Source organism: Micromonospora siamensis (assembly GCF_900090305.1).
GTDB classification, from domain to species: domain Bacteria; phylum Actinomycetota; class Actinomycetes; order Mycobacteriales; family Micromonosporaceae; genus Micromonospora; species Micromonospora siamensis.
In genome coordinates this window covers 5,717,272-5,743,440 of the sequence record NZ_LT607751.1, presented here as the reverse complement: position 1 = coordinate 5,743,440, position 26,169 = coordinate 5,717,272, and the positions used below count along the sequence as shown (strand labels likewise).

General features: G+C 73.9%; 22 protein-coding genes. 19 read left to right on the top strand and 3 right to left on the bottom strand.

Going from position 1 to position 26,169, the window contains the following annotated elements; all coding sequences use genetic code 11:
* Positions 1 to 113: 113 nt before the first annotated feature.
* The 5 genes from GA0074704_RS26240 to GA0074704_RS26220 all read left to right on the top strand — a co-directional run bounded on the left by GA0074704_RS26240 (position 114) and on the right by GA0074704_RS26220 (position 9,458).
* Entirely contained in the window at positions 114 to 923 is an 810-nt protein-coding gene (locus GA0074704_RS26240; RefSeq protein ID WP_088972954.1) for a polysaccharide deacetylase family protein, read from the top strand.
* 17 nt (positions 924 to 940) lie between these two features.
* The gene (locus GA0074704_RS26235; RefSeq protein WP_088972953.1) at positions 941 to 2,185 is read left to right on the top strand and encodes an MFS transporter; all 1,245 of its coding nucleotides are present in this window, start codon (positions 941 to 943) and stop codon (positions 2,183 to 2,185) included.
* A gap of 74 nt (positions 2,186 to 2,259) precedes the next feature.
* Positions 2,260 to 3,207, top strand: a complete 948-nt coding sequence (gene thrB, locus GA0074704_RS26230; protein ID WP_088972952.1) for a homoserine kinase — start codon at positions 2,260 to 2,262, stop codon at positions 3,205 to 3,207.
* A 296-nt stretch (positions 3,208 to 3,503) separates the two neighbouring features.
* Entirely contained in the window at positions 3,504 to 5,807 is a 2,304-nt protein-coding gene (gene rho, locus GA0074704_RS26225) for a transcription termination factor Rho (protein WP_088972951.1), read from the top strand.
* 162 nt (positions 5,808 to 5,969) lie between these two features.
* Positions 5,970 to 9,458 carry a phosphodiester glycosidase family protein gene (locus GA0074704_RS26220; protein ID WP_088972950.1) on the top strand — a complete coding sequence of 1,163 codons (3,489 nt, stop codon included), beginning with the start codon at positions 5,970 to 5,972 and terminating at the stop codon, positions 9,456 to 9,458.
* A 53-nt stretch (positions 9,459 to 9,511) separates the two neighbouring features.
* Here GA0074704_RS26220 and GA0074704_RS26215 read toward each other — a convergent pair whose 3' ends face one another.
* Positions 9,512 to 10,408 carry a phosphatase domain-containing protein gene (locus GA0074704_RS26215; protein ID WP_088972949.1) on the bottom strand — a complete coding sequence of 299 codons (897 nt, stop codon included), beginning with the start codon at positions 10,406 to 10,408 and terminating at the stop codon, positions 9,512 to 9,514.
* Between the two features lie 286 nt (positions 10,409 to 10,694).
* Between GA0074704_RS26215 and rpmE the strand changes: the two genes are divergently transcribed.
* Positions 10,695 to 10,919, top strand: a complete 225-nt coding sequence (gene rpmE / locus GA0074704_RS26205) for a 50S ribosomal protein L31 (protein ID WP_088972948.1) — start codon at positions 10,695 to 10,697, stop codon at positions 10,917 to 10,919.
* Between the two features lie 126 nt (positions 10,920 to 11,045).
* The gene (prfA, locus tag GA0074704_RS26200) at positions 11,046 to 12,134 is read left to right on the top strand and encodes a peptide chain release factor 1 (RefSeq protein WP_088972947.1); all 1,089 of its coding nucleotides are present in this window, start codon (positions 11,046 to 11,048) and stop codon (positions 12,132 to 12,134) included.
* A 54-nt stretch (positions 12,135 to 12,188) separates the two neighbouring features.
* Here prfA and GA0074704_RS26195 read toward each other — a convergent pair whose 3' ends face one another.
* Positions 12,189 to 13,742, bottom strand: a complete 1,554-nt coding sequence (locus tag GA0074704_RS26195) for a GGDEF domain-containing protein (protein ID WP_088972946.1) — start codon at positions 13,740 to 13,742, stop codon at positions 12,189 to 12,191.
* A gap of 135 nt (positions 13,743 to 13,877) precedes the next feature.
* Between GA0074704_RS26195 and prmC the strand changes: the two genes are divergently transcribed.
* The 4 genes from prmC to GA0074704_RS26175 all read left to right on the top strand — a co-directional run bounded on the left by prmC (position 13,878) and on the right by GA0074704_RS26175 (position 18,282).
* Positions 13,878 to 14,768, top strand: a complete 891-nt coding sequence (gene prmC, locus GA0074704_RS26190) for a peptide chain release factor N(5)-glutamine methyltransferase (protein ID WP_231926685.1) — start codon at positions 13,878 to 13,880, stop codon at positions 14,766 to 14,768.
* Complete coding sequence (locus GA0074704_RS26185) at positions 14,768 to 15,415, top strand: L-threonylcarbamoyladenylate synthase (protein ID WP_088972944.1); 648 nt, start codon at positions 14,768 to 14,770, stop codon at positions 15,413 to 15,415. Before prmC ends, GA0074704_RS26185 begins: the two co-directional genes overlap by 1 nt.
* On the top strand, positions 15,416 to 16,027 hold the full coding sequence (locus GA0074704_RS26180; protein ID WP_088972943.1) for an arsenate reductase/protein-tyrosine-phosphatase family protein: 612 nt from the start codon (positions 15,416 to 15,418) through the stop codon (positions 16,025 to 16,027).
* Between the two features lie 137 nt (positions 16,028 to 16,164).
* Positions 16,165 to 18,282: a transglycosylase domain-containing protein gene (locus GA0074704_RS26175; protein ID WP_088972942.1), complete on the top strand. Its 2,118-nt coding sequence runs from the start codon at positions 16,165 to 16,167 to the stop codon at positions 18,280 to 18,282.
* A gap of 35 nt (positions 18,283 to 18,317) precedes the next feature.
* Here GA0074704_RS26175 and GA0074704_RS26170 read toward each other — a convergent pair whose 3' ends face one another.
* Complete coding sequence (locus tag GA0074704_RS26170; RefSeq protein WP_088972941.1) at positions 18,318 to 19,781, bottom strand: SDR family oxidoreductase; 1,464 nt, start codon at positions 19,779 to 19,781, stop codon at positions 18,318 to 18,320.
* Positions 19,782 to 19,816: 35 nt separating this feature from the next.
* On the opposite strand from GA0074704_RS26170, the gene GA0074704_RS26165 reads away from it, so the two are divergent.
* The 8 genes from GA0074704_RS26165 to atpA all read left to right on the top strand — a co-directional run bounded on the left by GA0074704_RS26165 (position 19,817) and on the right by atpA (position 26,169).
* Positions 19,817 to 21,106 carry a serine hydroxymethyltransferase gene (locus GA0074704_RS26165; RefSeq protein WP_172880789.1) on the top strand — a complete coding sequence of 430 codons (1,290 nt, stop codon included), beginning with the start codon at positions 19,817 to 19,819 and terminating at the stop codon, positions 21,104 to 21,106.
* Positions 21,099 to 21,530 (top strand): hypothetical protein, encoded by a 432-nt coding sequence (locus GA0074704_RS26160; RefSeq protein WP_088972939.1) that lies wholly within the window; start codon positions 21,099 to 21,101, stop codon positions 21,528 to 21,530. The genes GA0074704_RS26165 and GA0074704_RS26160 overlap by 8 nt, the downstream gene beginning before the upstream one ends.
* Before the next feature lie 173 nt (positions 21,531 to 21,703).
* On the top strand, positions 21,704 to 21,940 hold the full coding sequence (locus tag GA0074704_RS26155; protein WP_088972938.1) for an AtpZ/AtpI family protein: 237 nt from the start codon (positions 21,704 to 21,706) through the stop codon (positions 21,938 to 21,940).
* An 11-nt stretch (positions 21,941 to 21,951) separates the two neighbouring features.
* The gene (gene atpB, locus GA0074704_RS26150; protein ID WP_088972937.1) at positions 21,952 to 22,749 is read left to right on the top strand and encodes a F0F1 ATP synthase subunit A; all 798 of its coding nucleotides are present in this window, start codon (positions 21,952 to 21,954) and stop codon (positions 22,747 to 22,749) included.
* A gap of 73 nt (positions 22,750 to 22,822) precedes the next feature.
* On the top strand, positions 22,823 to 23,044 hold the full coding sequence (locus GA0074704_RS26145) for an ATP synthase subunit c family protein (RefSeq protein WP_088972936.1): 222 nt from the start codon (positions 22,823 to 22,825) through the stop codon (positions 23,042 to 23,044).
* 26 nt (positions 23,045 to 23,070) lie between these two features.
* Positions 23,071 to 23,610, top strand: a complete 540-nt coding sequence (locus tag GA0074704_RS26140) for a F0F1 ATP synthase subunit B (RefSeq protein ID WP_088972935.1) — start codon at positions 23,071 to 23,073, stop codon at positions 23,608 to 23,610.
* Positions 23,610 to 24,431 carry a F0F1 ATP synthase subunit delta gene (locus GA0074704_RS26135; RefSeq protein ID WP_088972934.1) on the top strand — a complete coding sequence of 274 codons (822 nt, stop codon included), beginning with the start codon at positions 23,610 to 23,612 and terminating at the stop codon, positions 24,429 to 24,431. The genes GA0074704_RS26140 and GA0074704_RS26135 overlap by 1 nt, the downstream gene beginning before the upstream one ends.
* 85 nt (positions 24,432 to 24,516) lie before the next feature.
* The gene (atpA, locus tag GA0074704_RS26130) at positions 24,517 to 26,169 is read left to right on the top strand and encodes a F0F1 ATP synthase subunit alpha (RefSeq protein WP_088972933.1); all 1,653 of its coding nucleotides are present in this window, start codon (positions 24,517 to 24,519) and stop codon (positions 26,167 to 26,169) included.

Genomic DNA, 26,169 nt, shown 5'->3' with positions numbered 1-26,169 from the left:
GTTCCCTGTCGCCGTTCCGGGTCCGCCGCCCCGATGGTCGCGGACGCGGTCGCGGCCGGGGAGGCCTCGGCGACGGGTGCCCGGCCACCGGTGGGTGGCGGAGCGGAGCGGGGATGTCGGACGAGGCGGGCCGGTGGGGGCGGCGGGCCCTGCTGCGCCGGACCGTCCTGCTGGCCGGTGGCGCCGCGGCGGGCGCGGTGGCGACGGCGGAGAGCGCCTGGATCGCCGACCGCCGGCTGCCGCTGGGCGGGGGGCCGGCGAGCGCCACCCTGGGCAACCGTTTCCAGGAGGTCGGCGCGGGCGCCGTCGCGGTCACCTGGGGGGTACGCACGGACACCCCGCTGGTGGCGCTCACCTTCGACGACGGGCCACGGCCACAGTGGACACCGATGGTGCTGGACACCCTGGACCGCCTCGACGTGCCGGCGACCTTCTTCCTGGTCGGTGAGCGGGCCCGGCGGCACGCCGACGTGGTGCGCGGCCGGCTGGGCCGGCACGAGGTCGGCAACCACAGCTGGGCGCACCGCGACCTGGCCCGGATGGACGCCACCGCCGTCCACGACGACCTGCGCCGCAGCCACGACACCATCGCGGAGGTGACCGGGGTGGCGCCCCGGCTGCTCCGCCCGCCCTGGGGGCACCTCGGCGGCGCGGTGCTGCACGCCGCCGCCCGGCTGGACTACCGGCTGGTGCTCTGGACCCTCCAGATGGTGGAGGGCGAGTTCCCCGGCGACCCGGCGGGACACGCCCGGCGGATCGTGGCCGACGTCCGCCCCGGCACCATCCTGCTGGCGCACGACGTCGGCACGCGACAGCGGCTGGTGGCGTTGAACGGGCTGCCTGATCTGATCGGCGGCCTGCGCGGTCGCGGCTACCGCTTCGTGACGGTTTCCCAACTCCTGCATGCCGGCGCCGAGGTCTGAGCCGTTAGGGTGCCGGGGTGTCACCCACCGTCTCGGTCCTGGCCCGCAACCGGGACTTCCGCAACCTCTTCCTGGCCGAGCTGGTGGTCTTCGGTGCGGACTGGTTCGTCATGGTCCCGCTGCTGGTGCTGCTGCCGCAGTTGACCGGCAGCGGCGTCTGGGGCGCGCTGGTGCTCGCCCTGGACACCGGTGTGGTGGCGCTGCTGCTGCCCTGGACCGGCACCATCGCCGACCGGTACGACCGCCGCAAGATCATGATGGTGGCGAACCTCGCCGCCCTGGCCGGCGTGCTGCTGCTGCTCGGGGTACGCAGCGCCGGCACGGCGTGGCTGGCCATGCTCGGCATCGCGGTGGTGGCGGTGGCCAAGGCGCTCTACTCGCCGGCCGCCCAGGCCGCCCTGCCCAACGTGCTGGACCCGGACGACCTGGCCGCCGGCAATGCGGTGGCCGGCTCGGCCTGGGGGACCATGACGGTGGTCGGCGCGTCACTGGGTGGCGTGCTGAGCGCGGTCACCGGCCCGTACGTCTCCTTCGTGGTCGCCGCGGTCGGCCTGGCGCTGGCCGCGGGCCTGGCGACCCGGATCCGCCGGCCGTTGCAGGCGCCCCGGGACGCGGCCCTGCCGGTGCAGCGGACCTGGCCGGCGATCCGGGAGGCGCTGGGCCACATCGGCCACCACCCGCGGGTGCTGGCGCTGGTCACGGTGAAGTCCGCGGTCGGGCTGGGCAACGGCGTGCTGACCGTCTTCCCGCTGCTCGCCGGGGTGTTCGGCGTGGGTTCGGTGGGCACCGGGCTGCTCTTCGCCGCCCGGGGCGCCGGGGCACTGGTGGGGCCGATCCTGATGCGGCGGGTGCTGACCGACCGGTCCTGGCTGCTGCCCGGGCTGGCCCTGTCCATGTCGCTGTACGGCCTGGCGTACCTGGGCACCTCGGTGACCGGCTGGTTCCCGCTGGTGCTGGTGCTGGTCTTCGTGGCGCACCTGGGCGGCGGCAGCAACTGGGTGCTGTCGAACTTCGCCCTCCAGGGGGAGGTGCCGGACCGGCTGCGCGGCCGGATCTTCGCCACCGACATGATGCTGGCGACCCTGGCCATCTCGGTCAGCCAGTTGGTGGTGGCGGGCGTGGTGGACCTGGTGGACGAGCGGGTGGTGCTGGCCGGTTGCGGCCTGGTCACCCTGCTCTACGCGCTGGGCTGGCGGGTCGCCACCCGCCGGCTGTCGCTCACCGACCCGGCGGACGCGCCGGACCCGGCCGTTCCCCGCTGACCCGGCCGTCCCAGGCTGCGGGCGGGCGGGCCGCGGTCCGCCGGGCTGTCGGTGCCGGGCCCTAGCATGGGGCGGTGCCGTTGACTTTCGAAACCGGGCCGGTCCGGGTCCGGGTGCCCGCCACCAGCGCCAACCTGGGGCCGGGGTTCGACGCGCTCGGTCTCGCCCTGGGCCTGCACGACGACGTCGCCGCCGAGATCGCCGCCGGGCCCGGCGTGCGGGTGTCGGTCGCCGGCGAGGGCGCGGGGGAACTGCCGGGCGACGACCGGCACCTGGTGGCCCGGGCGATGCGGGCGACCTTCGACGCGCTCGGCGGCCAGCCCACCGGGCTCGCGCTGGAGTGCGTCAACCGGATCCCGCAGGCCCGGGGTCTCGGCTCCTCGTCGGCGGCGATCGTGGCCGGCGTGCTGCTGGCCCGGGCCCTGGTGGTCGACGGGCCGCAGCGGCTGGACGACGCGGCGGTCCTGCGCCTGGCGGCGGAGATCGAGGGCCACCCGGACAACGTGGCCCCCTGCCTGCTCGGCGGCTTCACGGTGGCCTGGACGGAGCCCACCGGCGCCCGCGCGGTCTCGCTGGCCGTGGCCGACGGCGTATTCCCGACGGTGTTCGTGCCGGACGAGCGGGGCCTGACCGCGGTCGCCCGGGCCGCGCTGCCGGCGGCGGTGCCGCACGCCGACGCCGCGCTGACCGCCGGGCGGGCGGCGTTGCTGGTGCACGCGCTGACCGCGGCGCCGGAGCTGCTGCTGCCGGCCACCGTCGACCGGCTGCACCAGGACTACCGTGCGGAGGGGATGCCGGGCGCGGCCGCCCTGGTCACGGCGCTGCGTGCGGCCGGTGTGGCGGCTGTGGTCAGTGGGGCGGGGCCGACGGTGCTGGCACTCACCGAGCCGCCGGAGGGCTTCACCCCGGGAATGGATTGGCGATCCTGGCGGTTGCCGGTAGAGGTGCACGGGGCCCGGGTCGAACGGGGTAGACTGGGACACGCCGAGCGGGACCCTGTTGCCGCAGGTCGGAAGAGTTGATTACGCTCTAGACCTAGCACAGCCGCGAAGCATGCGATCTCCCTGCGGGTCGGCGCACCCCCGAAGCTTTCGGCGGTAAGCCCGTCACCCCTGCCTAGGCCCACGCCGCACCGCAGTTTCCACAGGTCGCCGCAGACGGCGAGACCTGCTCACCGAGGCTGGTGAGTCGGGAGACCGACCGGCTGCTGTGTCACAGACTCCCGCGACGCGTCCCTGCGAGGCGGGTGCACCGAGGCCGCCCGGCCACCTCGTACGTCGACTCCGGGCAGTCCCGGCCTATCGAGGGAAGGAATCCATTGAGCGACACCACCGACATGACGTCGGATGTTTCCAACGTCGCTGGCGAAGCCGCAGCCGCCCCCACCCGCCGTCGGCGCAGCGGCACCGGCCTGTCCGCGATGCTGCTGCCGGAGCTTCAGAGCCTGGCCGCGTCGCTCGGCATCTCCGGTACCGCTCGCATGCGTAAGGGCGAGCTGATCAGCGCCATCTCCGAGCGGCAGGGCGGCGCCGCCGCCGGTACCCCTCGACCGCGGGCCGAGGTGCCGGCCGCGGCCGCTCCCGCCCGTGACGAGGTCCGTGCCGAGGTGCGGGGCGCCGAGCGTCCCGAGGCGGAGCGTCGGGCCACCGAGCCGGCGGCCGAGCAGACCGCCGCACCGACCGAGGGTCGTACCCGCACCCGGCGTGGCCGGGCCGCGGCGGCGACCACCGCCGTCGAAACGCCGGCCGCCGAGCCGCGCGCCGAGGAGACCGCGGATCGTGGCGACCGGGACCGTGCCGAGCGCGCCGGTGACCGTGGCGAGCGGGCCGACCGCGCCGAGCGTGGCGAGCGGGCCGACCGCGCCGAGCGGACCGACCGGGCCGAGCGTGGCGAGCGGACCGACCGGGCCGAGCGTGGCGAGCGGACCGACCGGGCCGAGCGTGGCGAGCGGACCGAGCGTGGCGAGCGGACCGACCGCGCTGAGCGTGGCGAGCGGACCGAGCGTGGCGAGCGGACCGACCGCGCTGAGCGTGGCGAGCGGACCGAGCGTGGCGAGCGGACCGACCGGGCCGAGCGTGGCGAGCGGACCGACCGGGCCGAGCGTGGCGAGCGGGCCGAGCGCAACGAGCGCGGCGGCGAGCGGGCGGAGCGCAACGAGCGCGGCGAGCGTGGTGACCGGGCCGAGGGCGGCGAGCGGGCCGAGCGCAACGACCGTGGCGACCGCAACGACCGTAACGACCGGGGTGACCGTAACGACCGGGGTGACCGCAACGACCGGGGTGACCGCAACGACCGGGGTGACCGCAACGACCGTGGTCAGCGTGCCGAGCGGGACAACGACGGCGACGACGACGGCGAGGGCGGCGGCCGGCGGGGCCGGCGTAGCCGGTTCCGTGACCGCCGTCGCGGCCGTGGCGACCGTGCCGAGGGCGGCAACGAGGGCGGCGGCGGTGGCCGCGAGCCGCAGGTCGGCGAGGACGAGGTCCTCGTCCCGGTGGCCGGCATCGTCGACGTGCTGGACAACTACGCCTTCGTCCGGACCACCGGCTACCTGGCCGGCCCGAACGACGTCTACGTCTCGATGTCCCAGATCAAGAAGTACGGCCTGCGGCGCGGTGACGCGATCACCGGCGCCGTGCGGGCCGGCCGCGAGGGCGGCAACAGCGGCGACCAGCGGCGGGACAAGTACAACCCGCTCGTGCGGCTGGACACCGTCAACGGGATGGAGCCCGAGGAGGCCCGGCGTCGGCCGGAGTTCTACAAGCTCACCCCGCTCTACCCGCAGGAGCGGCTGCGGCTGGAGACCGAGCCGCACATCCTGACCACCCGGGTCATCGACCTGGTCATGCCGATCGGCAAGGGACAGCGGGCGCTCATCGTGTCCCCGCCCAAGGCCGGTAAGACCATGGTGCTGCAGGCGATCGCGAACGCGATCACCCACAACAACCCGGAGTGCCACCTGATGGTGGTGCTGGTGGACGAGCGGCCCGAAGAGGTCACCGACATGCAGCGTTCGGTGAAGGGCGAGGTCGTCGCGGCCACGTTCGACCGTCCGCCGCAGGACCACACCACGGTCGCCGAGTTGGCGATCGAGCGGGCCAAGCGCCTGGTCGAGCTGGGCCACGACGTGGTCGTGCTGCTCGACTCGGTGACCCGGCTCGGGCGGTCGTACAACCTGGCGGCGCCGGCCAGCGGCCGGATCATGTCGGGTGGTATCGACTCCACCGCGCTCTACCCGCCCAAGCGCTTCCTCGGCGCGGCGCGCAACATCGAGAACGGCGGCTCGCTGACCATTCTCGCCACCGCGCTGGTGGAGACCGGGTCCATGGCGGACACGGTCATCTTCGAGGAGTTCAAGGGCACCGGTAACGCGGAGCTGAAGCTGGACCGGAAGATCGCGGACAAGCGGACCTTCCCGGCGGTCGACGTCAGCGCGTCCGGCACGCGTAAGGAGGAGATCCTCCTCGCGCCGGAGGAGCTGGCGATCATCCACAAGCTCCGCAAGGTGATGCACTCGCTGGACTCGCAGGCGGCGCTGGACCTGCTGCTGGACCGGCTCAAGAAGTCGCGTACCAACATCGAGTTCCTGATGCAGATCGCGAAGTCGACGCCGGGGGAGTGACACCGCCCCGGTAGGACCGACGAAGGAAGGGCACGGCCGTTCGCGGCCGTGCCCTTCCTTCGTGTACGCACCGACCGGTCCCGCCCCGGCCGCGTGGAGTTTTCCTTCGTGTAAGCGGTCAGGTATTGAAACTTCTGTGCAGTCTCGGGTTGACTGTCGTCCATGCGTACCCGCAGTCGATCCGCTCGGGCGGCAGGTGCCCTGCTGCTCACCCCGCTGCTTGCCCTCCCCGGTCCGTCGCCCGCCGCCGTGGCGGCGGGTCCCACCGTGGCCACCGACACCGCCGCCGAGGACGCGCCGGTCGCCTCCTCCGGGCCGGCCGGCCCGGTCACCCTGGCCCGCCGCCCCACCCCGGCCGCCGCGCCCGTCGCCGGGCTGGAGCCGGCCGGTGGCCTGGAGACCGCGAAGACCACCCGGCCGGTCGCGCCCGGCCTGGACCTGACCTCCTTCGACCGGTACGACGCCGAGGGCTGGCTGCGCGCCGACGCGCTCACCGCCGATCTCTCCGGCGGCCTGACGGTCGACTACGTCAACTCCGGGGCGGTCACCCGCGACGAGCCGCTGCGGGCCGCCGTGGACCGCTCCCGGGCGGTGGCCGCCGTCAACGGCGACTTCTTCGACATCAACAACTCGGGCGCCGCCCAGGGCGTCGGCATCCGCTCCGGCGAGCTGATCCAGTCACCGGTAGCCGGGCACCCCAACGCCGCCGCGCTGGACGGCGCCGGCCTGGGCCGGATCATCCAGGTCGGCTTCGAGGGCACCGCCACATTGCCCACCGGACCGGTCGGGTTGACCCAGTTCAACAACATGGTGCAGCGCGACGGCATCGGCGTGTTCACTCCGCTCTGGGGGACGTACACCCGGGCGCGGGCGGTCGGCGGCGCGGCCCGGACGGTCGAGGTGACGGTGACCGGCGGTCGGGTCGCGGCCGTGGCCGGCACGGCCGGCGACGGTCCGGTCCCCGCCGGGACCACCGTGCTGCTCGGCCGGGAGGCCGGCGCGGACGCCCTCGCCGCGCCGCGCCCCGGTGACCCGGTGGACGTGACCTGGCGGCCGAGGGCCGCCGACGGGGGTGAGCTGCGCTCGGCGGTCGGCGGCGGCAACGTGCTGGTCCGCGACGGCGTCGTGCAGGACATCGCCGACCGGACGCTCGCCCCGCGCACCTCCGTCGGCTTCTCCGCCGACGGCCGCCGGATGGTCATGCTGACCGTGGACGGCCGGTCGGTGGACAGCCGGGGCGTCACCCAGACGGAGATGGGCCGGATGATGGTCGAGTTGGGTGCGGCGAACGCGCTCAACCTCGACGGTGGCGGCTCGTCGACCCTGCTCGCCCGGGAGCCCGGCGCCGCCGCCGTGCAGGTGGAGAACGCCCCCTCCGACGGCACGGAACGCCCGGTCCCCAACGGACTGGCCGTCTACGCGCCGCAGGGCAGCGGCCGGCTCACCGGCTACTGGCTCGAGACGGCGAGCGACCCGACCGCCGCGCCCGGCGTCGCCCCGGTCCGCGGCGGCCGACCGGACCGGGTGTTCCCGGGCCTCACCCGCCGGCTCACCGCGGCCGGCTACGACGAGACGTACGGGCCGGCGGCCGGAGAGCCCCGCTGGCGGGCCAACCCCGCCGCGCAGGGCACGGTGGACGACGACGGCGTGTTCCGGGCCGGCGCCGCCGGTCGGGCCACCGTCACCGCCTGGCGCGAGGAGGCGCGCGGCACCCTGGACCTCACCGTCCTCGGGCCGCTGGACCGGATCGGCTCCACCGTGGAGCGACTCGGCCTGAACCGGTCCGGTGACACCGGGGTGTTCGGCGTGGTCGGCTACGACGCCGAGGGGAACACCGCCCCGATCGAGCCGGCCGACCTGCGGCTGGAGTACGACCGCGAGCTGCTGGACGTCACCCCCACCGCCGACGGCAACCTGTCGGTCCGGGCGCTGCGCGACAGCGGATCCGCCCTGCTCACCGCCCACGTCGGCGGTTCCACCACCGTCCTGCCGGTCACCGTCGGGCTGACCGACGTGCCGGTCGCCGGCTTCGACGACGCCGCCGCCTGGCGGTTCAGCCAGGCCCGGGCCACCGGCTCGGTCGCCCCCGCGCCGGGCCACACCGGCACCGGCCTGAAGCTGGCGTACGACTTCGGCCAGTCCACCGGCACCCGGGCCGCGTACGCCGACCCGCCCGCCTGGATCGACGTACCCGGCCAGCCCCAGGCGTTCGGCATGTGGATCAAGGGCAACGGCCGGGGCGAGTGGCCCAGCCTGCACCTGCACGACGCCCAGGACACCCAGCACGTGCTCCGCGGCCCGTACGTCACCTGGACCGGCTGGCGGTACGTCGAGTTCGCCGTCCCGGCCGGGGTGCAGTACCCGGTGCGGGTGCGCCGGTTCTACGTCGCCGAGACCGACCCGGCGAAGCAGTACACCAGCGAGCTCGTCATCGACGACCTGGTGGCCAAGGTGCCGCCGGCCCTCGACGCGCCGGCCGAGCCGTACCGCACCGACCGGGTGGTGCTGCGCGACGGCACCGTCGACGGCGCGCCCTGGCGCTTCGCGGTGCTGTCCGACGCCCAGTTCGTCGCCGCCGACCCGGACAGCGACCTGGTCGCCCAGGCCCGCCGTACGCTCCGCGAGATCCGGGCCGCGAAGCCGGACTTCCTGGTCATCGACGGGGACTTCGTGGACACCGCCTACCCGGCGGACTTCGCCCTGGCGAAGCGGATCCTCGACGAGGAGCTGGGCGACGCCCTGCCCTGGTACTACGTCCCCGGCAACCACGAGGTGATGGGCGCCCCGATCGGCAACTTCCGGGCCGCGTTCGGCGACACCTCCCGGGTCTTCGATCACGCCGGCACCCGGTTCGTCACGCTGAACAGCTCCGCCGGCTCGCTGCGCGGCAGCGGCTTCGACCAGGTGGAGCTGCTGCGCCGCACGCTCGACTCGGCCGCCGCCGACCCGGCCGTCGGCTCGGTGGCCGTGCTCTTCCACCACCCGCCCCGCGACCCCAGCCCGGCGAAGGCCAGCCAGCTCGGCGACCGGAAGGAGGCCGCCCTGGTGGAGCAGTGGCTGGCCGACTTCCAGCACCGCACCGGCAAGGGCGCGCTGATGGTCAACGGGCACGTCGGCACCTTCCACGCCGACCGGGTCGACGGCGTGCCGTACGTGGTCAACGGCAACTCCGGCAAGAACCCGTCCACCCCGGCCGAGCAGGGCGGCTTCACCGGCTGGACCGAGTTCGGGGTCGACCCGGTGACCGGGCCCGAGGCGGAACAGGCCCGGCGCGACCCGCTCGCCGAGGGCCCGGAGTGGGTGGCCGCCGAGTTCCACGCCCACGTCGACCGGCTGGCCCTGACCGCCCCGGCCACCGTGCCGGTCGGGGCACCGGCCCGGGTCACCGCCACGCTCACCCAGCCCGGTGGGCGTACCGTCCCGGTGGCCGCCCCGGTCAGCGCCGACTGGGCCGGCTCACCGAACCTGCACGTCGGCCCGGCCGACGGGGTGAAGCCGTGGCACGTGGCCCGCTTCGACCCGGCCACCGGGCAGCTCACCGCCATGCGCCCCGGCGCGCAGGTCCGGCTCGTGGTGACTGTCAACGGCGTACGCGCCGAGGCGACGATCACCCTCACGGCGGCGGCACCTGGGGAGGCCCCCGCCGCCTGACCGCGCCGTCGGCGGGTTCCTCGCTGGGGGAGGGAACCCGCCGGCGGCGCCGGTCAGAAGTCGCCCTCGGCGACCTGGAAGACGGTCAGGCCGAGCGAGCGCCACATCCGGACCACCTGCTGCCGGTCGTCGAAGACCCCCACGACCCGGTAGCGGTCCCGGATCTCCCGGTCGTAGATCTCCCGCTTGACGACGGCGTCCTTGCGCTGGTCGCCGACCGCCCGCAGGTGCAGCGCCAGGTACGGCACCCGGACGTGCCGGGCCAGCCAGGCCACCGTGGCGGGCCGGGCGGAGGCGTCCCGGCCGGAGCAGAAGACCACCCCGTGTCCGGCCGCGTGCATCGCCCGTACCGCCGCGATCACCGCCTCGTTGGGGACGTCCTCGCCGACCCGGGTCATGTCGTACGGGCTGCGGGAGACGTTCAACGCCACGGTCCCGTCGATGTCGACCAGGACGATGTCCGGTCGTTCCGGCTCGGCCCGGCTCACCCGGCCCGGCCCGCCGGTGCCGGCCGTCGGCACCGGTAGCGGCAGCGGCCGGTGGGCCAGGTAGCGCTCGTGCAGCCGGCGGATGGCCGCCTCGCCGACCCGGTCGGCCTCCGGGCGGGCGGCGTCCCGGCGCAGGCACTCGTCCAGCGGCACGTCGGTGAAGTCGTGCACCTCGAACGCCGCGCCGTAACGCTCGGCCAGCTCCGCCCAGTCGCGCAGCGTCCGGGAGCGCAGGTTGGTGTCGTCCACGCAGACGCTCACCCGGGCGGCCAGCAGCGCCTCCACCTGCGCCCGCTGGGCCCGGGCCACCTGCCCCTCGGCCCACTGGGTGAACAGCCGCTCGCCGTGCATCATCCGGCGCAGGTCGTCCCGGTTGATCCGGACCACCCCGGGTTGCAGGCCGCGGGCGAAGGTGGTCTTGCCGGAGGCGGGCAGGCCGCGGGTGGCGATCAGGCGGAACATCCCCGTCTCCTCGAGCTCGTCCCGTTGCCGCCGGGCCGTCCGGCTCCGGCGGCCCCCACCGTACGACCACCCCGGCGGGTGCCGGACGAATGCCCCTCCGGCGGGCGGGAATGCGGACGGGGAGGTGGGCGTTGAGCCAGCCGGACCACCTGTGCGGCCCGCCTGCCGGGCCGGCGCGAGCCCATGGCACACTGGTCAATCGGCCACCGGTTCCGGTTCACGCCCGACCCGCCGCGAACGGCAGCGGGGGCGACCCGGCGACCACCCACGAAAGGACCGAGGCGACATGAAGCCCAACATCCACCCGGAGTACACCTCGACCGAGGTCAAGTGCTCCTGCGGTAACACCTTCACGACCCGCAGCACCGCCAAGGGCGGCTCGATCACGGTCGAGACCTGCAGCGCCTGCCACCCGTTCTACACCGGTAAGCAGCGCGTCCTCGACACCGCGGGCCGGGTCGCGAAGTTCCAGCAGAAGTACGCCAAGGTTCAGGCGAAGAAGGCCAAGTAGCTCTTCCGACGACGCCCGTGTCCGGCCCTGTGCCGGGCACGGGCGTTCGTCCGTTCCGCCCCCGGAAGTCCTCCCTGGCCCCCGCCAGCCCGCCGGTGCCGTCGTCGTCGAAGGAGCATCCCCCGCATGAGCAGTGAGCGCCTGGCCGCCCTCCTCGACGAGTACGCCGAGCTGGAGAAGCGGCTGGCCGATCCGGCGCTGCACGCCGACCAGGGCACCGCCCGCCGGGTGGGCCGCCGGTACGCCGAGCTGGTCCCGCTGCACAAGGCGGCCGGCGAGCTGGAGCAGGCGCGTGCCGACCTGGCGGCGGCCCGGGAGCTGGCGGCCGAGGACCCGTCCTTCGCGGCGGAGGCGGAGTCGATCGGGGCGGGCCTGCCGGCGCTGGAGGAGCGCCTCGCCGAGCTGCTCATCCCGCGCGACCCGCACGACGCCAAGGACGTGATCGTCGAGATCAAGGCCGGTGAGGGCGGCGAGGAGTCGGCGTTGTTCGCCGGCGACCTGCTGCGGATGTACACCCGGTACGCGGAGCGGCACGGCTGGCTCACCGAGGTGATCGACGCCCAGGACTCCGACCTCGGCGGCGTCAAGGACGTCTCCCTGGCGATCAAGACCAAGGGCGTGCCCGAGGGCGGCAACGGCGTCTGGTCCCGGCTGAAGTGGGAGGGCGGCGTGCACCGGGTGCAGCGGGTCCCGGTCACCGAGTCGCAGGGCCGGATCCACACCAGCGCCGCCGGCGTGCTGGTGCTGCCCGAGGCCGAGGACGTCGACGTCACCATCGACCCGAACGACCTGCGGATCGACGTGTTCCGGTCGTCCGGCCCGGGTGGGCAGTCGGTGAACACCACCGACTCGGCGGTGCGGATCACCCACGTGCCGACCGGGATCACCGTCTCCTGCCAGAACGAGAAGTCGCAGCTGCAGAACCGGGAGCAGGCGATGCGGATCCTGCGGGCCCGGCTGCTGGCCGCCGCCCAGGAGCAGGCCGACGCCGCCGCCTCGGACGCCCGCAAGGCGCAGGTCCGCACGGTGGACCGCTCGGAGCGGATCCGCACCTACAACTTCCCGCAGAACCGGATCACCGACCACCGGATCGGCTACACGGCGTACAACCTGGATCTGGCGCTCGCTGGTGACCTCGACGGTGTCCTGGACGCCCTCGCCGAGGCCGACCGCGCCGCCCGCCTGGCCGGGGAGCCGGACCTGTCCCGCCGCTGACCGGGAAGCCCGGTCGACCGGCCGGGACCGGGGTCGGCCGACGGGGAAGCCGGGTCAGCTGGCCCGGGGGCGGGCCTTGGCGCGCAGCATCTCCCGGTCGGCGGCCTCGAAGGCGGCGCTCAGGGCGTCCCGCAGGGACGGCCCGGCGCCGTCGCCGACCTCGGCGAAGCCGATGCTGATCCCGACCGGGGTGCCCGGCACCAGGGACTCCCAGTCCTCGTCCCGGACCGCGGCGTCGATCCGGCGGGCCACCTCGGCGGCCTCACCCATGCCGGCGCCGGGGAGCACCACCACGAACTCGTCCCCGCCGTAGCGGGCGACGAAGTCGCCCCGGCGCATCACCCGGTTGATCACCCCGGCGATCCGTTGCAGCACCAGGTCGCCGGAGTGGTGGCCGTGCCGGGTGTTCACCGCCTTGAAGCCGTCCAGGTCGCAGACGCCGATCACCACCCGCTCCCCACGGCCGACCACCGCGCCGATGTAGCGCTCCAGCCGGCGCCGGTTGGGCAGCCCGGTCAGCGGGTCGGTGAGCGCCTCACCCTCGTACCGGGCGGCCTCGCGGCGCATCTCCTCGTGGTCGATCCGGGCGGCGATGCCGTCGATGTAGACGTCGCGGAGCCGGTCGTTGCGTTGCGCGGCGAGCCGGAACGCCAGCCGGTCGGTGCGGTGCGCGGCGGCGTGGTCACCGGCCCGGGACAGCGCGATGCTGCGCAGCCGCGCCGGCTCCGCCGCGCCCAGCGTCTCGTCGCCGACCCGGATCCGGTCCAGCCGGGTGACCGCCTCGATCGGGCGGCCGTCCGCCACCGCCAGGCAGACCCGCCCGAGTTCCCGCATGTCGCGGGCCCGGGCGCTGTCCCCGCCGTGCCCGAGCAGCCGGACCGGGTCGGCGTCGGTGCCGCTGTCCACCCGGTCGCCGAAGGCGGCGCGGCGGGCGGCGGCGTAGCCGTACGCGGCCAGGCTGCTCGGCCGGATCCGGCCCGCCCGCCCGGCGCGGACGAACCGGGCCAGGTCGGCGGCCACGTCCCGCAGCACCCGCAGGCAGCCGTCGCTGTCGCCGTTGTGGTCCAGGGCGACCGCGTTGCGCAGCCGGATGCCGGGGGCGGCGAAGGTCTCCTCGGGGATGCCGGCGGCGGTGCCGAGCTGGCGGGCCCGCTCGATGGCGCCCAGCGCGTACCCGTGGAAGCTGAGGTAGGAGTAGGCCATCGCCAGGTCGTGCCAGCCCCAGGCGGTACGCGAGTCCGGGTCCTCCGCCGCGCCCAACGCCCGGGCCGCCTTCACCAGGTGGGTGACGCAGCGGTCCAGCGCGCCCTGGTGGTGGGCGGCGAGGGCGGCCAGCGCGTTGAGGTGCCCGTGCAGGTACGGCTCGGCGAGGTCCCGGACGGCGGTGGAGGCCTGGTCGATGGCCCGGCTGTACTCCGCCGTGCGGCCCAGGTTGATCAGCGCGGAGAGGCGCTGCACCAGCGCGTACGCCCGGGCGTAGGGGTCGGTGGTGGTGGCGACGACCCGGTCCAGGATCTCGCACGCCTCGGCGGACCGGCTCACCTCCTGGAGGCGTTCGGCGTGCTGCAGGGCGTCAACCTGGTCGGTGACCCGGTCGAACCAGCCCACCCGCGACCTCCCTGTCGGTGTGTCCCGCGCCGCACCCGGACGCGGTACGCCCCGGCGACGACTCATGATTATGACGTGACCCACCATGCCCGACACCCGTCCGAAGGGACAGATCCCGTACGGCCCTCCCGGGCGGTGTCCGGCGCCGCCCGGCGGCTGGCCGACGCCGGCGTCGACGCGGCCCGGGCCGAGGCGGAGCAGCTCGCCGCGTACGTGCTGGGGGTGCCGCGGGGTCGGCTGGCCCTGGCCGACGGCTTCGGCCCGGAGCAGTTGCGCCGCTTCGAGGAGCTGGTGGCCCGGCGGGCCGACCGCGAGCCGTTGCAGCACCTGACCGGGACGGCCGGCTTCCGGCACCTGGAGCTGGCGGTGGGCCCGGGCGTGTTCGTGCCCCGCCCGGAGACCGAGCTGCTGGCCGGCTGGGGGGTGGCCCGGGGCCGGGAGGCGGCGGACCGACCGCTGGTGGTGGACCTGTGCAGCGGTTCCGGCGCGATCGCCCTGGCGGTCGCCCAGGAGCTGCCGGCCGCCCGGGTGGTGGCGGTGGAACGCTCACCCGAGGCGTTGCGCTGGTTGCGGCGCAACGCGGCGGACCGGGCCGCGGCGGGGGACCGGCCGGTCGAGGTGGTGGTCGCCGACGTCACCGACCCGGAGCTGCTGGCCGACCTGGCCGGCAGGGTCGACGTGCTGCTCTGCAACCCGCCGTACGTGCCGCGCTCGGTGGTGGTCCCCCCGGAGGTGGCCGGGCACGACCCGGACGAGGCGGTCTTCGGCGGGGCGGACGGGCTGGCGGTGATCCGCCCGGTGGTGCGCCGGGCGGCGGAGCTGCTGCGCCCCGGCGGGGTGCTCGGCATCGAGCACGACGACACGCACGGCACGGCGGTGCCGGAACTGCTCGCCGCCGACGGCCGGTTCACGTCCGTGACGGAGCACCACGACCTGGCCGGGCGTCCCCGGTTCGCCACCGCGTCCCGCCGTCCGGACGGCGACCGCGCCGATGCCGGCCCGGCGTGGCAGACTGGCTCCTCGTGATGCTCTACGACTGCCGGTCGCCCGCCGACCGGGACCGCGGCATCGCTGCGGCCATCGAGGCGGTCAAGAACGGCGAGCTGGTCGTCCTGCCGACGGACACCGTCTACGGGATCGGCGCGGACGCGTTCACCCCGTACGCGGTCAAGGCCCTGGCGGACGCGAAGGGCCAGGGCCGGCAGGCGTCGCCGCCGGTGCTGATCGGCTCCCGGCACACCCTCGACGGCCTGGTCTTCTCGCTGCCCCGGGCGGCCCGCGACCTGGTCGAGGCGTTCTGGCCGGGCGCGCTCACCATCGTGGTCGAGCACTCGCCCACGCTGAGCTGGGACCTGGGCGACGACACGGGCACGGTGGCGGTCCGGATGCCGCTGCACCCCGTGGCCCTGGAGGTGCTGCGGGAGACCGGCCCGATGGCCGTCTCCTCGGCCAACCGGACCGGTCAGCCGGCCGCGGTCACCGCGGAGGAGGCCCGTGACCAGCTGGCCTACTCGGTGCGCGCCTACCTGGAGGCGGGCCCCTGCCCGGACCCGGTGCCGAGCACGATCGTGGACGTGACCGGCGAGGTGCCGCAGGTGCTCCGTCGGGGCGCCATCCCGATCCAGAAGCTGCGCGACGTGGTCCCGGACATCCTCGACGCCCGGGAGGCGTGAGTGCCGCCGTTCACCGTCCTGCACGTGTGCATGGGCAACATCTGTCGCTCCCCGATGGCCGAGCGGCTGCTGGTGCTCGCCCTGCGGGAGCGGTTGGGCCGGCTGGACGTCGACCCGGCCCGGGCCGACGAGCTGCTGCACAGCCACAGCGCCGGCACCGGCGGCTGGCACGCCGGTGAGGAGATGAACCCGCCGGCGGCCCGGCAGGTGCTCGCCCGCGGCGGCGACGTCGACGGCTTCGCCGCGCGCAAGCTGCGCTCGGACCACATCGACGCCGCGGACCTGGTGCTCACCGCCACCGCCGACCAGCACGAGTACGTGCTGGCGCTGCGCCCCGACGCGGCCGCCCGGACGTTCGTCCTGGGTGAGTTCGGCCGGCTGCTGCCGGCGGTGGACCTGGCCGCCCTGCCCGCGGCGGCGGCCACGCCGGACGCGGTCCACGCCCGCGGTGTCGCCCTGGTGGCCGCCGTCCACGAGGCCCGCCGGGGCGCGTCCGCGTTGACCACGGACGACCTGGACGACCCGTGGGGTCGCGGCGACCAGTGCTTCAGCCGGGTCGCCGACGAGATCGAGGAAGCCGTCCACCCTCTCGCCGCCGGTCTGCTGCCCTGACCTCCCGTCCGGGCGCCGCCCCGGGTCGACCGGTCGTGTGTAATCCTCGCGAGCTTTCTCCAGGTTTGCCCGCAAACAAGAGCGAAAAGGGCATTCTGTACGGGTCCTAGCGTGACCGGCTCCTGCGGGGAGAGCTGATGATCCGGGCCCATCTCGACAAGATCTTCACCGTGCTCATCGCCGGTTCGCTGGCCGGGCTGGTGCTGGCCGTGGCGGCCCTGCCGGCCGCGCTGGTCCTCGGGCTCGGCGTCGGCGCGATCGCCACGCCCTGGTCCGACCTGCCGGACTCGCTGCGTACCCCACCGACCGTCCAGCGGTCGAACCTGTACGCCAACGACGGCAACACCCTGATCACCTCCTTCTACGTGGAGGACCGGGTGGACGTGCCGCTGGCCGGGGTGGCGCCGGTGATGCGCCAGGCCATCGTGGCCGCCGAGGACGTCCGCTTCTACCAGCACCGGGGGGTGGACGTCCGGGGGGTGGTACGTGCCTTCACGGTCAACCGGCGCGACGGCGCCACCCGGCAGGGCGCCTCGACGCTGACCATGCAGTACGTCCGCAACGCGCTCGCCGGCGACCCGCGGCTCACCGCCCAGCAGCGGGCCCGGGCCACCGAGATCAGCACCGGTCGCAAGCTGCGCGAGATGCGCTACGCCCTGGCCCTGGAACGCACCCTGGACAAGGACCAGATCCTCAGCCGCTACCTCAACATCGCCTACTTCGGCGCCGGGGCGTACGGGATCGCCGCCGCCAGCAAGCGGTACTTCTCCAAGTCGCCGGCCCAACTGACGCTGGCCGAGGCGGCCCTGCTGGCCGGCCTGGTCCGCTCACCGGCCACCGACGACCCGATCAACGGCGACGCCGCCGCCGCCCTGGCCCGCCGGTCGTACGTGCTGGACCGGCTGGTCGAGACCGGCCAGGTGCCGGCCGCCGAGGCGGCGAAGGCCCGGACCGAGAAGCTGGCCCTGGACCCGAGCGAGACGCCGAACGACTGCGCGGCGGTGCCCGCCGAGCACAACGACTGGGGCTTCTTCTGCGACTGGTTCACCCGCTGGTGGGGAGCCCAGCCGGCGTTCGGGGCGTCGGTCGACGAGCGGCAGGGCCTGCTGCGGCGCGGCGGCTTCCGGATCGTCTCGTCGCTGGACCCGGCGGTGCAGGCCACCACCCGCAGCCAGGTGCTGGGCATCTACTCCACCGACGACCCGCTGGCCGTGCCGACCGCGGTGGTGCAGCCCGGCACCGGGCGGGTGCTGGCCATGGCGGTGAACCGCGACTACGGCGTCGCCGGCAACCCGCCCGGCCAGAAGAACTACCCGAACACCGTCAACCAGCTGATCGCCGGCGGCGGGACGATCGCCGGCTACCAGGCCGGCTCGACGTTCAAGCTGTTCACCCTGCTCGCCGCCCTGGAGGCCGGCCTGCCGCTGGACACCCGGTTCGACGCCCCGCACCGGCTGCTGACCCGGTTCCCGGCCTCGGGCGGCCCGGCCAGCTGCGCCGGCCGCTGGTGCCCGGCCAACGCCGACCTCACCGGGATGGACGGGCAGCGGACGATGTGGAGCGCCTTCGGCCGCTCGGTGAACACGTACTTCGCCTGGCTGGCGGAGCGGGTCGGCGCGGACCGGGTGGTGGAGATGGCCGAGCGGCTGGGCATCGTGTTCCGCGCCGAGGACGACGCCAAGCTGGCCCGCTACTCGGCCCGGGACTGGGGGGCGTTCACCCTCGGGGTCTCCGCCACCACCCCGCTCGACCTGGCGGGCGCGTACGCCACCCTGGCCGCCGAGGGGACCTGGTGCGCGCCGTCGCCGGTCCGGTCGATCATCGACCCATCGGGGCGCCCGGTGGCCGCCGGCCGGCCGGACTGCCGCCAGGTGCTCGACACCGACGTGGCCCGGGCGGCCACCGACGCGGCCCGCTGCCCGGTCGGCGACCAGTCCATGTACGGCCGCTGCGACGGCGGCACCGCCCCGCAGTTGGGCCCCCGGCTCGGCCGGCCGGTGGCGGGCAAGACCGGCAGCTCGGAGCGGAACGAGACCGAGTCGGTGGTCGCCTTCACCCCGCAGCTGGCGGTCGCCTCGATCGCGGCGAACCCGGACGACCCGCGCGACGCGGTGGGCAAGGCGGTGCAGAAGGAGATGATCGACGCCGTCGGCCGGGTGCTCGCCACCACGCTGCGCGACGAGCCGCGGCGGGACTTCGTCCCACCGAGCGAGTCGATCGCGTTCCGCCAGGCCGGTCCCCGGGACGGCAACTGAGGGCTCGCGCCCCCTCAGCGGAGCTGCTCGGCCCCTCAGCCGAGCTGTTCGGCGCCGCGGGCGATGTTGCGGGCCATCCCGCCGAAGACGATCGCGTGGAACGGGGCCACCGAACCCCAGTAGGCGTGCCCGGGCAGGCCGCGAGGGAGGAAGACGGCGCGCTGGACGTACCGGCTGCGGCCGTCGCCGGCCGGTTCGGCGCGCATCTCCAACCAGGCCCGGCCGGGCAGCCGCATCTCGGCGCGCAGCCGCAGCAGCTCACCCGGCACGATCTCCTCGACCCGCCAGAAGTCCAGCGCCTCGCCCACCTGGAGCCGGTGCGGGTCGCGCCGGCCCCGGCGCAGCCCCACCCCGCCGACCAGCCGGTCCAGCCAGCCCCGCACCGACCAGGCCAGCGGGAAGGAGTACCAGCCGTGCTCGCCGCCGACCCCCTCGATGACCCGCCACAGCGCGGCGGTCGGGGCGTCCACGGTCCTCTCCCGGACGTCGGTGTAGACCGTGCCGCCGGACCACTTCGGGTCGCTGGGCAGTGGTTCGGCCGGTGCGTCCGGCCCGCTCGCGGTGGACCAGCGGGTCTCCACCTCGGCGTCGCGGACCTTCGCCAGGGCCAGCCCGACCGCCTGGTCGAAGCCGGTCAGCCCGTCGGGCGGGTCGGGGACGAACCCGGCGATGTCGTGCTCGTGCGCCACCGCCTCGTGGATCAGGCTCTCCACCAGCGGCCGGGCGATCGCGTTCGGCACCGGGGTGATCAGGCCGACCCAGTGCGAGGAGAGCGACGGGGTGAGCGCCCGCACCGGCAGGATCATCCGGCGGCGCAGGCCGGCGACCTTCGCGTACCGCTGCATCATCTCCTGGAAGGTCAGGATGTCCGGTCCGGCGATGTCGAAGCCCCGGTTCACCTCGGGCGGCAGCGTCGCGCAGCCGACCAGGTAGCGCAGCACGTCCCGGACCGCGATCGGCTGGATCCGGTTGCGCACCCACCGCGGGGTGACCATGGCCGGCAGCCGCTCGGTGAGGTAGCGCAGCATCTCGAACGAGGCCGAGCCGGAACCGATGATCACCGCCGCCCGGAGCACCACGGTCGGCACCCCGCCGGCCAGCAGGATCCGCCCCACCTCGGCCCGGGACCGCAGGTGCGGCGAGGGGACCTCGCCGCCCTCCTTCGGCTCCGGTCCGCCGAGGTAGACGATCCGGCGTACGCCCGCCGCGCGGGCGGCGGCGGCGAAGTTGGTCGCGGCCTCCCGGTCGGCCGCCTCGAAACCGGCCTGCCCCAGCGAGTGCACCAGGTAGTACGCCACGTCGACGCCGTCGAACGCGGCCGGCAGGGTCTCCGGCCGGCGCAGGTCGCCCTCGGCGATCTCGGCGCGGGCCGCCCACGGCACGTCGCGCAGCCGTCCGGCCTTGCGGCCCAGGCAGCGCACCTGGTGCCCCTCGTCCAGCAGCCGGGGCGCCAGGCGCCCGCCGATGTAACCCGTCGCTCCGGTGACCAGGCATCTCACGATCTCCAGTGTGCGGCTCCGTAGACTGCTTCGCTGTGGAGAACGCGAGGGACACCTTCTGGGGACCGGACTTCCAGCAGCTCAGCGCCGTCGATCCGGAGATCGCCGGGGTGGTGCTCGGCGAGCTGGACCGGCTGCGCGGCGGCCTCCAGCTGATCGCCAGCGAGAACCTGACCTCCCCGGCGGTGCTGGCCGCGCTCGGTTCCACGCTGACCAACAAGTACGCCGAGGGCTACCCCGGCCGGCGCTACTACGGCGGCTGCGCCGAGGTGGACCGGGCGGAGGAGATCGGCGTCGCCCGGGCGAAGGAGCTCTTCGGCGCCGAGCACGCCAACCTCCAGCCGCACTCCGGCGCGAGCGCCAACCTGGCCGCGTACGCCGCCCTGGTGCAGCCGGGGGACACCGTGCTGGCGATGGACCTGCCGCACGGCGGCCACCTGACCCACGGCAGCCGGGTGAACTTCTCCGGCAAGTGGTTCCACCCGGTCGGCTACACCGTGCGTCCGGACACCGAGCTGATCGACTACGACGAGGTGCGCGACCTGGCCCGGGCGCACCGGCCCAAGATGATCATCTGTGGGGCGACCGCCTATCCGCGCCTGATCGACTTCGCCGCGTTCCGGGAGATCGCCGACGAGGTCGGGGCCTACCTGCTGGTGGACGCGGCACACTTCGTCGGCCTGGTCGCCGGCGGGGCGATCCCGTCCCCGGTGCCCCACGCCGACGTGGTCACCGCCACCACGCACAAGGTGCTGCGCGGCCCGCGCGGCGGCATGATCCTCTGTCGGGAGTCGCTGGCCCAGCGGATCGACAAGGCGGTCTTCCCGTTCACCCAGGGCGGGCCGCTGATGCACGCCGTCGCCGCCAAGGCGGTCGCCCTGCGCGAGGCCGCGCAGCCCGACTTCCGGGCGTACGCCGCCCAGGTGGTCGGCAACGCGCAGGCGCTCGCCGCCGGGCTGGCCGACGAGGGGATGCGGCCGGTCTCCGGCGGCACCGACACCCACCTGGCCCTGGTCGACCTGCGCCGGCTAGGGGTCACCGGGGCCGAGGCGGAGGCGCGCTGCGAGGCCGCCGGCATCACGCTGAACAAGAACGCGATCCCGTACGACCCGCAGAAGCCGATGGTCGCCTCCGGCATCCGGGTGGGCACCCCGAGCGTCACCACCCAGGGCATGCGCGAGGGCGAGATGCGCCGGGTGGCGGCCCTGGTCGCCCGGGCGGTTCGTACCGATCCCGGCGACCCCGGGGGCGCCGACGAGCTGACCCGGATCGCCGCCGAGGTCACCGAGCTGGTCACCGCGTTCCCGGCGTACCCCCGTGGCTGAGCCGGGGACGCGCGGCGCGGAGCTGACCGCGGACCCGCGCTGGCGGCTGCGTCACCTGCCGGTGCTGCTGGCCGCGTCGGCGGTGCTCGGCGCCGTCGCCGCGGTGGTCGGCGGGGTGACCGGCGGCGGCGACGCGGCGCTCGGCGCGGCGGCGGGCGTGGCGGTCACGGTGGTCAGCTACACGCTGACCACGGTCGTGCTCGCCTGGGCCGACGGGATCAACCCGCAGCTCATCCTCCCGCTCGGCGTCGGCCTGTACGTCGCGAAGTTCACCCTGCTCGGGGTGGTGATGGTGGTGGTGGCGTCGACCGGCTGGGGTGGCCTGCCGGCGCTCGCCGCGGGCATCGCCGCGGGCGTGGCGGTCTGGACCGGGGTGCACATCTGGTGGCTGACCCGGGTGCATTCCCGCAGCTCGGCGGGGTGAGCGTCCCACCTGTCGGACGGCGCGCCCGCATGTCGCCGTTCGGTCGTTTGCCGACTGGCGGAAGGGGAGTAGCGTGCCCCCAGACGAGACGCCCGCCAGATGCCCACACAACGACGGTTGTGCGGGGGGTGAGGCACAGCCTCGTATCTCCGGCTGATATCGTTCGCCCCGTCATGGCTGATGACCAAACCCCCCGACCGGACGGTCGCCCGGACGATGTTCCGACCGGCGCCGGCCAGGGTTGGACCGCGCTCAGCTACCTGATCGCGGGCATGCTCGTCTGGGGCCTCATCGGCTGGCTGGTCGACCGGTGGCTCGACACCGGTGGCATCGCCACCGGGATCGGCGTCGTGCTCGGCATGGCCGGGGGGATCATCCTGGTCATCCGCAAGCTCGGCACGCCTACTTAGGAAGGGACGCGGTGTTCGGACAGGCGAACGTCCTGGCACAGGGCGAGGCAAACTTCCCACCCAGCGTGGAGGACTTCTACCTGCCCAGCATCCTGCCGTGGGGTGGGCACGAGTCCTACTGGTTCACCAAGATCACGCTGATGGTCTGGATCGCCGTCGGCATCCTGATCCTGTTCTTCCTGCTCAGCTACCGCAAGCCGCAGCTGGTGCCGACCAAGAAGCAGTGGTTCGCCGAGTCGATCTACGGCTTCGTGCGGAACAACATCGCGGTGGACATGATCGGGCACCGTGGGGTGGCCTTCGCGCCGTACTTCACCACACTGTTCTGCTTCATCCTGCTGACCAACCTCTTCGCGATCGTGCCCGGCTTCCAGATCTCGCCGAACTCGCACATCGCGTTCCCCGCCATGCTGGCGGTGATCAGCTACGTGATGTTCATCTTCGTCGGCATCCGGCAGCACGGCTTCGCGAAGTACATCAAGAACTCCCTGGTCCCGCCGGCGCCGTGGTACATCCTGCCGCTGCTGACCCCGATCGAGTTCATGTCGACCTTCCTGGTCCGGCCGTTCTCGCTCGCCGTGCGTCTCTTCGCCAACATGTTCGCCGGCCACATGCTGCTGCTGGTGTTCACCCTCGGCGGCTTCGCCATGCTCAACGCCAACGCCCTCTTCGCGCCGGTCTCCCTGCTCTCCTGGGTGATGACGGTCGCGCTCACCTTCCTCGAGGCGCTGGTCATCGTCCTGCAGGCGTACGTCTTCACGGTGCTGACCGCGAGCTACGTCCAGGGCTCGCTCGCCGACGAGCACTGATTCTTCACAACCGCACAGCCCGTTTGTCGTCCCGCGTGAACCGTCACGCGAGATTCCCAGGAGGAACCCAGCAATGTACCTCGCGGAACTCAATGGCAGCCTCAGCGCCGTCGGTTACGGCCTCGCCGCCATCGGCCCCGGCATCGGTGTGGGTCTGGTCTTCGCCGCCTACATCCAGTCGACCGCGCGTCAGCCCGAGTCGTCCCGGATGACCCTGCCCTACGTCTGGATCGGCTTCGCCGTCATCGAGGCGCTCGCCCTGCTGGGCATCGCCTTCGGCTTCGTCTTCAAGTAAGCCGACCCTCGACAGGGAGGTCATCCATGTTCTTCCTCGCCGCAGAGGGTGGTGAGTCGACCCACAACCCGATCGTGCCGATCTGGCAGGAACTCGTGGTGGGCACGATCGCCTTCGCCGTGCTCTGCTTCGTGCTCATGAAGTTCGTCTTCCCGCGTATGGAGCAGACGTTCCAGGCCCGGGTCGACGCGATCGAGGGTGGCATCAAGCGCGCCGAGGCCGCCCAGGCCGAGGCCAACCAGCTCCTCGAGCAGTACCGCGCGCAGCTCGCCGAGGCGCGCACCGACGCCGCGAAGATCCGGGACGACGCCCGGGCCGACGCGGAGGGCATCCGGCAGGACATCCTCGCCAAGGCGCGGGAGGAGTCCGACCGGGTCATCCAGGCCGGCAAGGACCAGCTCGCCGCCGAGCGGGCCACCATCGTGCGCGAGCTGCGCACCGAGGTGGGCACCCTCGCGGTCGACCTGGCCAGCCGGATCGTCGGTGAGTCGCTCGCCGACGAGGCGCGTCGCAAGGGCACCGTGGACCGGTTCCTGAGCGGTCTCGAGAGCACGGGGGCCCGCTGATGCAGGCCGCCAGCCGGGAGTCGTACAAGGTCGCGGCCGAGCGCCTCGACGCGTACGTCCGCGGCGCGGAGCCGTCGGCGGTGGCCTCCACCGCCGACGACATCCTCTCCGTCGCCGCCCTGCTGCGGCGCGAGCCGCGGCTGCGCCGGGCGCTGTCGGACCCGGCCCGCTCCGGTGCCGACCGCTCCGGCCTGCTCGGCGACATGCTGCGCGGCAAGATCAGCGCCGAGGCGCTGGACCTGCTCGCGTCGCTGGTCTCCGGCCGCTGGTCGGTGCCGTCGGAGCTGCTCGGCGCCACCGAGCGGCTCGGCGTCGAGGCGCTGCTGGCCAGCGCCGACAAGGCGGGCGACCTCGGTGAGGTCGAGGACGAGCTGTTCCGCTTCGGGCAGGTCGTCGCCGGTTCGCCGGAGCTCTCCACCGTGCTCTCCGACCCGATGGCCCCGGCCGAGCGCCGGGCCACCCTGGTCGACCAGCTGCTCGCCGGCAAGGCCCGGCCGGTCACCGGCCACCTCGTCGGCACCGCCCTGGCGGGGTTCGGCGGGCGCTCCTTCACCGGGGCGCTCACCCGGCTGGTCGAGCTGGCCGCCGACCGGCGGGACCGGCAGGTCGCGTACGTGACCGTGGCGGCCCCGCTGAGTGACGAGGAGGAGCGACGCCTGGGTGCCCGCCTCTCCGAGATGTACGGTCGAGAGGTTTCCGTCAGGCAGACGGTTGACCCCGAGGTGCTCGGTGGGGTGAGCGTGCGGGTCGGTTCCGACCTGTACGACGGCACCGTCCTGCGCCGCCTCAACGAGACCCGCAACGCGCTCGCGAAGAGCTGACCAGCGCTTCCACAGCCCTGATTCGACGCCATCGGACCGGTCGGTACTAGGTATCCCGGGCCCCTGATACTTAAGGAAGCAGAGGATGGCCGAGCTGACCATCTCGACGGAGGAGATCCGCGGCGCCCTGGAGCGCTACGTCTCCTCCTACACGGCCGACGTCTCCCGCGAGGAGGTCGGCACCGTCGCCGACACCGGTGACGGCATCGCACACGTCGAGGGCCTGCCCTCGACCATGACCAACGAGCTCCTGGAGTTCGAGGACGGCACGCTCGGCGTGGCGTTGAACCTCGACGTCCGGGAGATCGGTGTCGTCGTTCTCGGTGACTCCGCCAAGCTGGAGGAGGGGCAGCGCGTCAAGCGCACCGGCCGGGTGCTCTCGGTTCCGGTCGGCGACGCCTTCCTCGGTCGCGTGGTCAACGCGCTCGGCGAGCCGATCGACGGGCTCGGCGACATCGCCAACGAGGGCTTCCGCGAGCTGGAGCTCCAGGCGCCCAACGTGATGGCCCGGCAGTCGGTGTTCGAGCCGCTGCAGACCGGCATCAAGGCCGTCGACGCGATGACCCCGATCGGTCGGGGCCAGCGGCAGCTGATCATCGGCGACCGGAAGACCGGCAAGACCACGGTCGCTCTGGACGCCGTGCTCAACCAGCGCGACAACTGGCGCTCCGGCGACCCGAAGAAGCAGGTCCGCTGCATCTACGTCGCCATCGGCCAGAAGGCCTCCACGATCGCCTCCATCAAGGGCACCCTGGAGGAGGCGGGGGCGATGGAGTACACCACCATCGTCGCCTCCCCGGCATCGGACCCGGCGGGCTTCAAGTACCTCGCCCCGTACACCGGCTCGTCCATCGGGCAGCACTGGATGTACGGCGGCAAGCACGTCCTGATCATCTTCGACGACCTGAGCAAGCAGGCCGAGGCGTACCGCGCCGTGTCGCTGCTGCTGCGTCGCCCGCCGGGCCGTGAGGCGTACCCGGGTGACGTCTTCTACCTGCACTCCCGCCTGCTGGAGCGCTGCGCGAAGCTCTCCGACGAGCTGGGTGGCGGCTCGATGACCGGTCTGCCGATCATCGAGACGAAGGCCAACGACATCTCGGCCTTCATCCCGACCAACGTCATCTCGATCACCGACGGCCAGATCTTCCTCGAGACGGACCTGTTCAACCAGGGCGTCCGGCCGGCCATCAACGTCGGCACCTCGGTCTCCCGGGTCGGTGGCGCCGCGCAGGTCAAGCCGATGCGCAAGGTGGCCGGTTCGCTGCGGCTGAACCTGGCCCAGTACCGCGAGCTGGAGGCGTTCGCCGCCTTCGCCTCCGACCTGGACAAGGCGTCGCAAAACCAGCTGAACCGTGGTGCCCGGCTGGTCGAGCTGCTCAAGCAGCCGAACTACTCGCCGTACCCGGTGCAGGAGCAGGTCGTCTCCGTCTGGGCCGGCGTCGAGGGCAAGCTGGACGACATCCCGGTGGGTGAGGTCCGGCGCTTCGAGTCGGAGTTCCTCCAGTACCTGCGCCACAAGCACGAGGGCGTCCTCGCGTCGATCGCCGACAACCAGTGGGGCGACGACATCATCGCCTCGCTCGACTCGGCCATCACCGAGTTCAAGCAGGTCTTCCTCGGCAAGGAGGACGAGCGTCGGATCAACGAGGCCCCGGCCGCGCCGCTGGAGGGCGAGGAGAACCGCGAGACGGTGACCCGCTTCCGCGACGGCACGACCGACCGCCCGGCCGAGAGCTGA

Coding starts and splice junctions, on each gene's coding strand:
- GA0074704_RS26240 (WP_088972954.1), top strand. CDS start 114: ATGTCGGACGAGGCGGGCCGGTGGGGGCGGCGGGCCCTGCTGCGCCGG.
- GA0074704_RS26215 (WP_088972949.1), bottom strand. CDS start 10,408: ATGTTCCGCCTGATCGCCACCCGCGGCCTGCCCGCCTCCGGCAAGACC.
- GA0074704_RS26140 (WP_088972935.1), top strand. CDS start 23,071: ATGTTCTTCCTCGCCGCAGAGGGTGGTGAGTCGACCCACAACCCGATC.
- GA0074704_RS26145 (WP_088972936.1), top strand. CDS start 22,823: ATGTACCTCGCGGAACTCAATGGCAGCCTCAGCGCCGTCGGTTACGGC.
- prfA (WP_088972947.1), top strand. CDS start 11,046: ATGAGCAGTGAGCGCCTGGCCGCCCTCCTCGACGAGTACGCCGAGCTG.
- GA0074704_RS26135 (WP_088972934.1), top strand. CDS start 23,610: ATGCAGGCCGCCAGCCGGGAGTCGTACAAGGTCGCGGCCGAGCGCCTC.
- GA0074704_RS26185 (WP_088972944.1), top strand. CDS start 14,768: ATGCTCTACGACTGCCGGTCGCCCGCCGACCGGGACCGCGGCATCGCT.
- GA0074704_RS26220 (WP_088972950.1), top strand. CDS start 5,970: ATGCGTACCCGCAGTCGATCCGCTCGGGCGGCAGGTGCCCTGCTGCTC.
- atpA (WP_088972933.1), top strand. CDS start 24,517: ATGGCCGAGCTGACCATCTCGACGGAGGAGATCCGCGGCGCCCTGGAG.
- GA0074704_RS26175 (WP_088972942.1), top strand. CDS start 16,165: ATGATCCGGGCCCATCTCGACAAGATCTTCACCGTGCTCATCGCCGGT.
- GA0074704_RS26155 (WP_088972938.1), top strand. CDS start 21,704: ATGGCTGATGACCAAACCCCCCGACCGGACGGTCGCCCGGACGATGTT.
- rpmE (WP_088972948.1), top strand. CDS start 10,695: ATGAAGCCCAACATCCACCCGGAGTACACCTCGACCGAGGTCAAGTGC.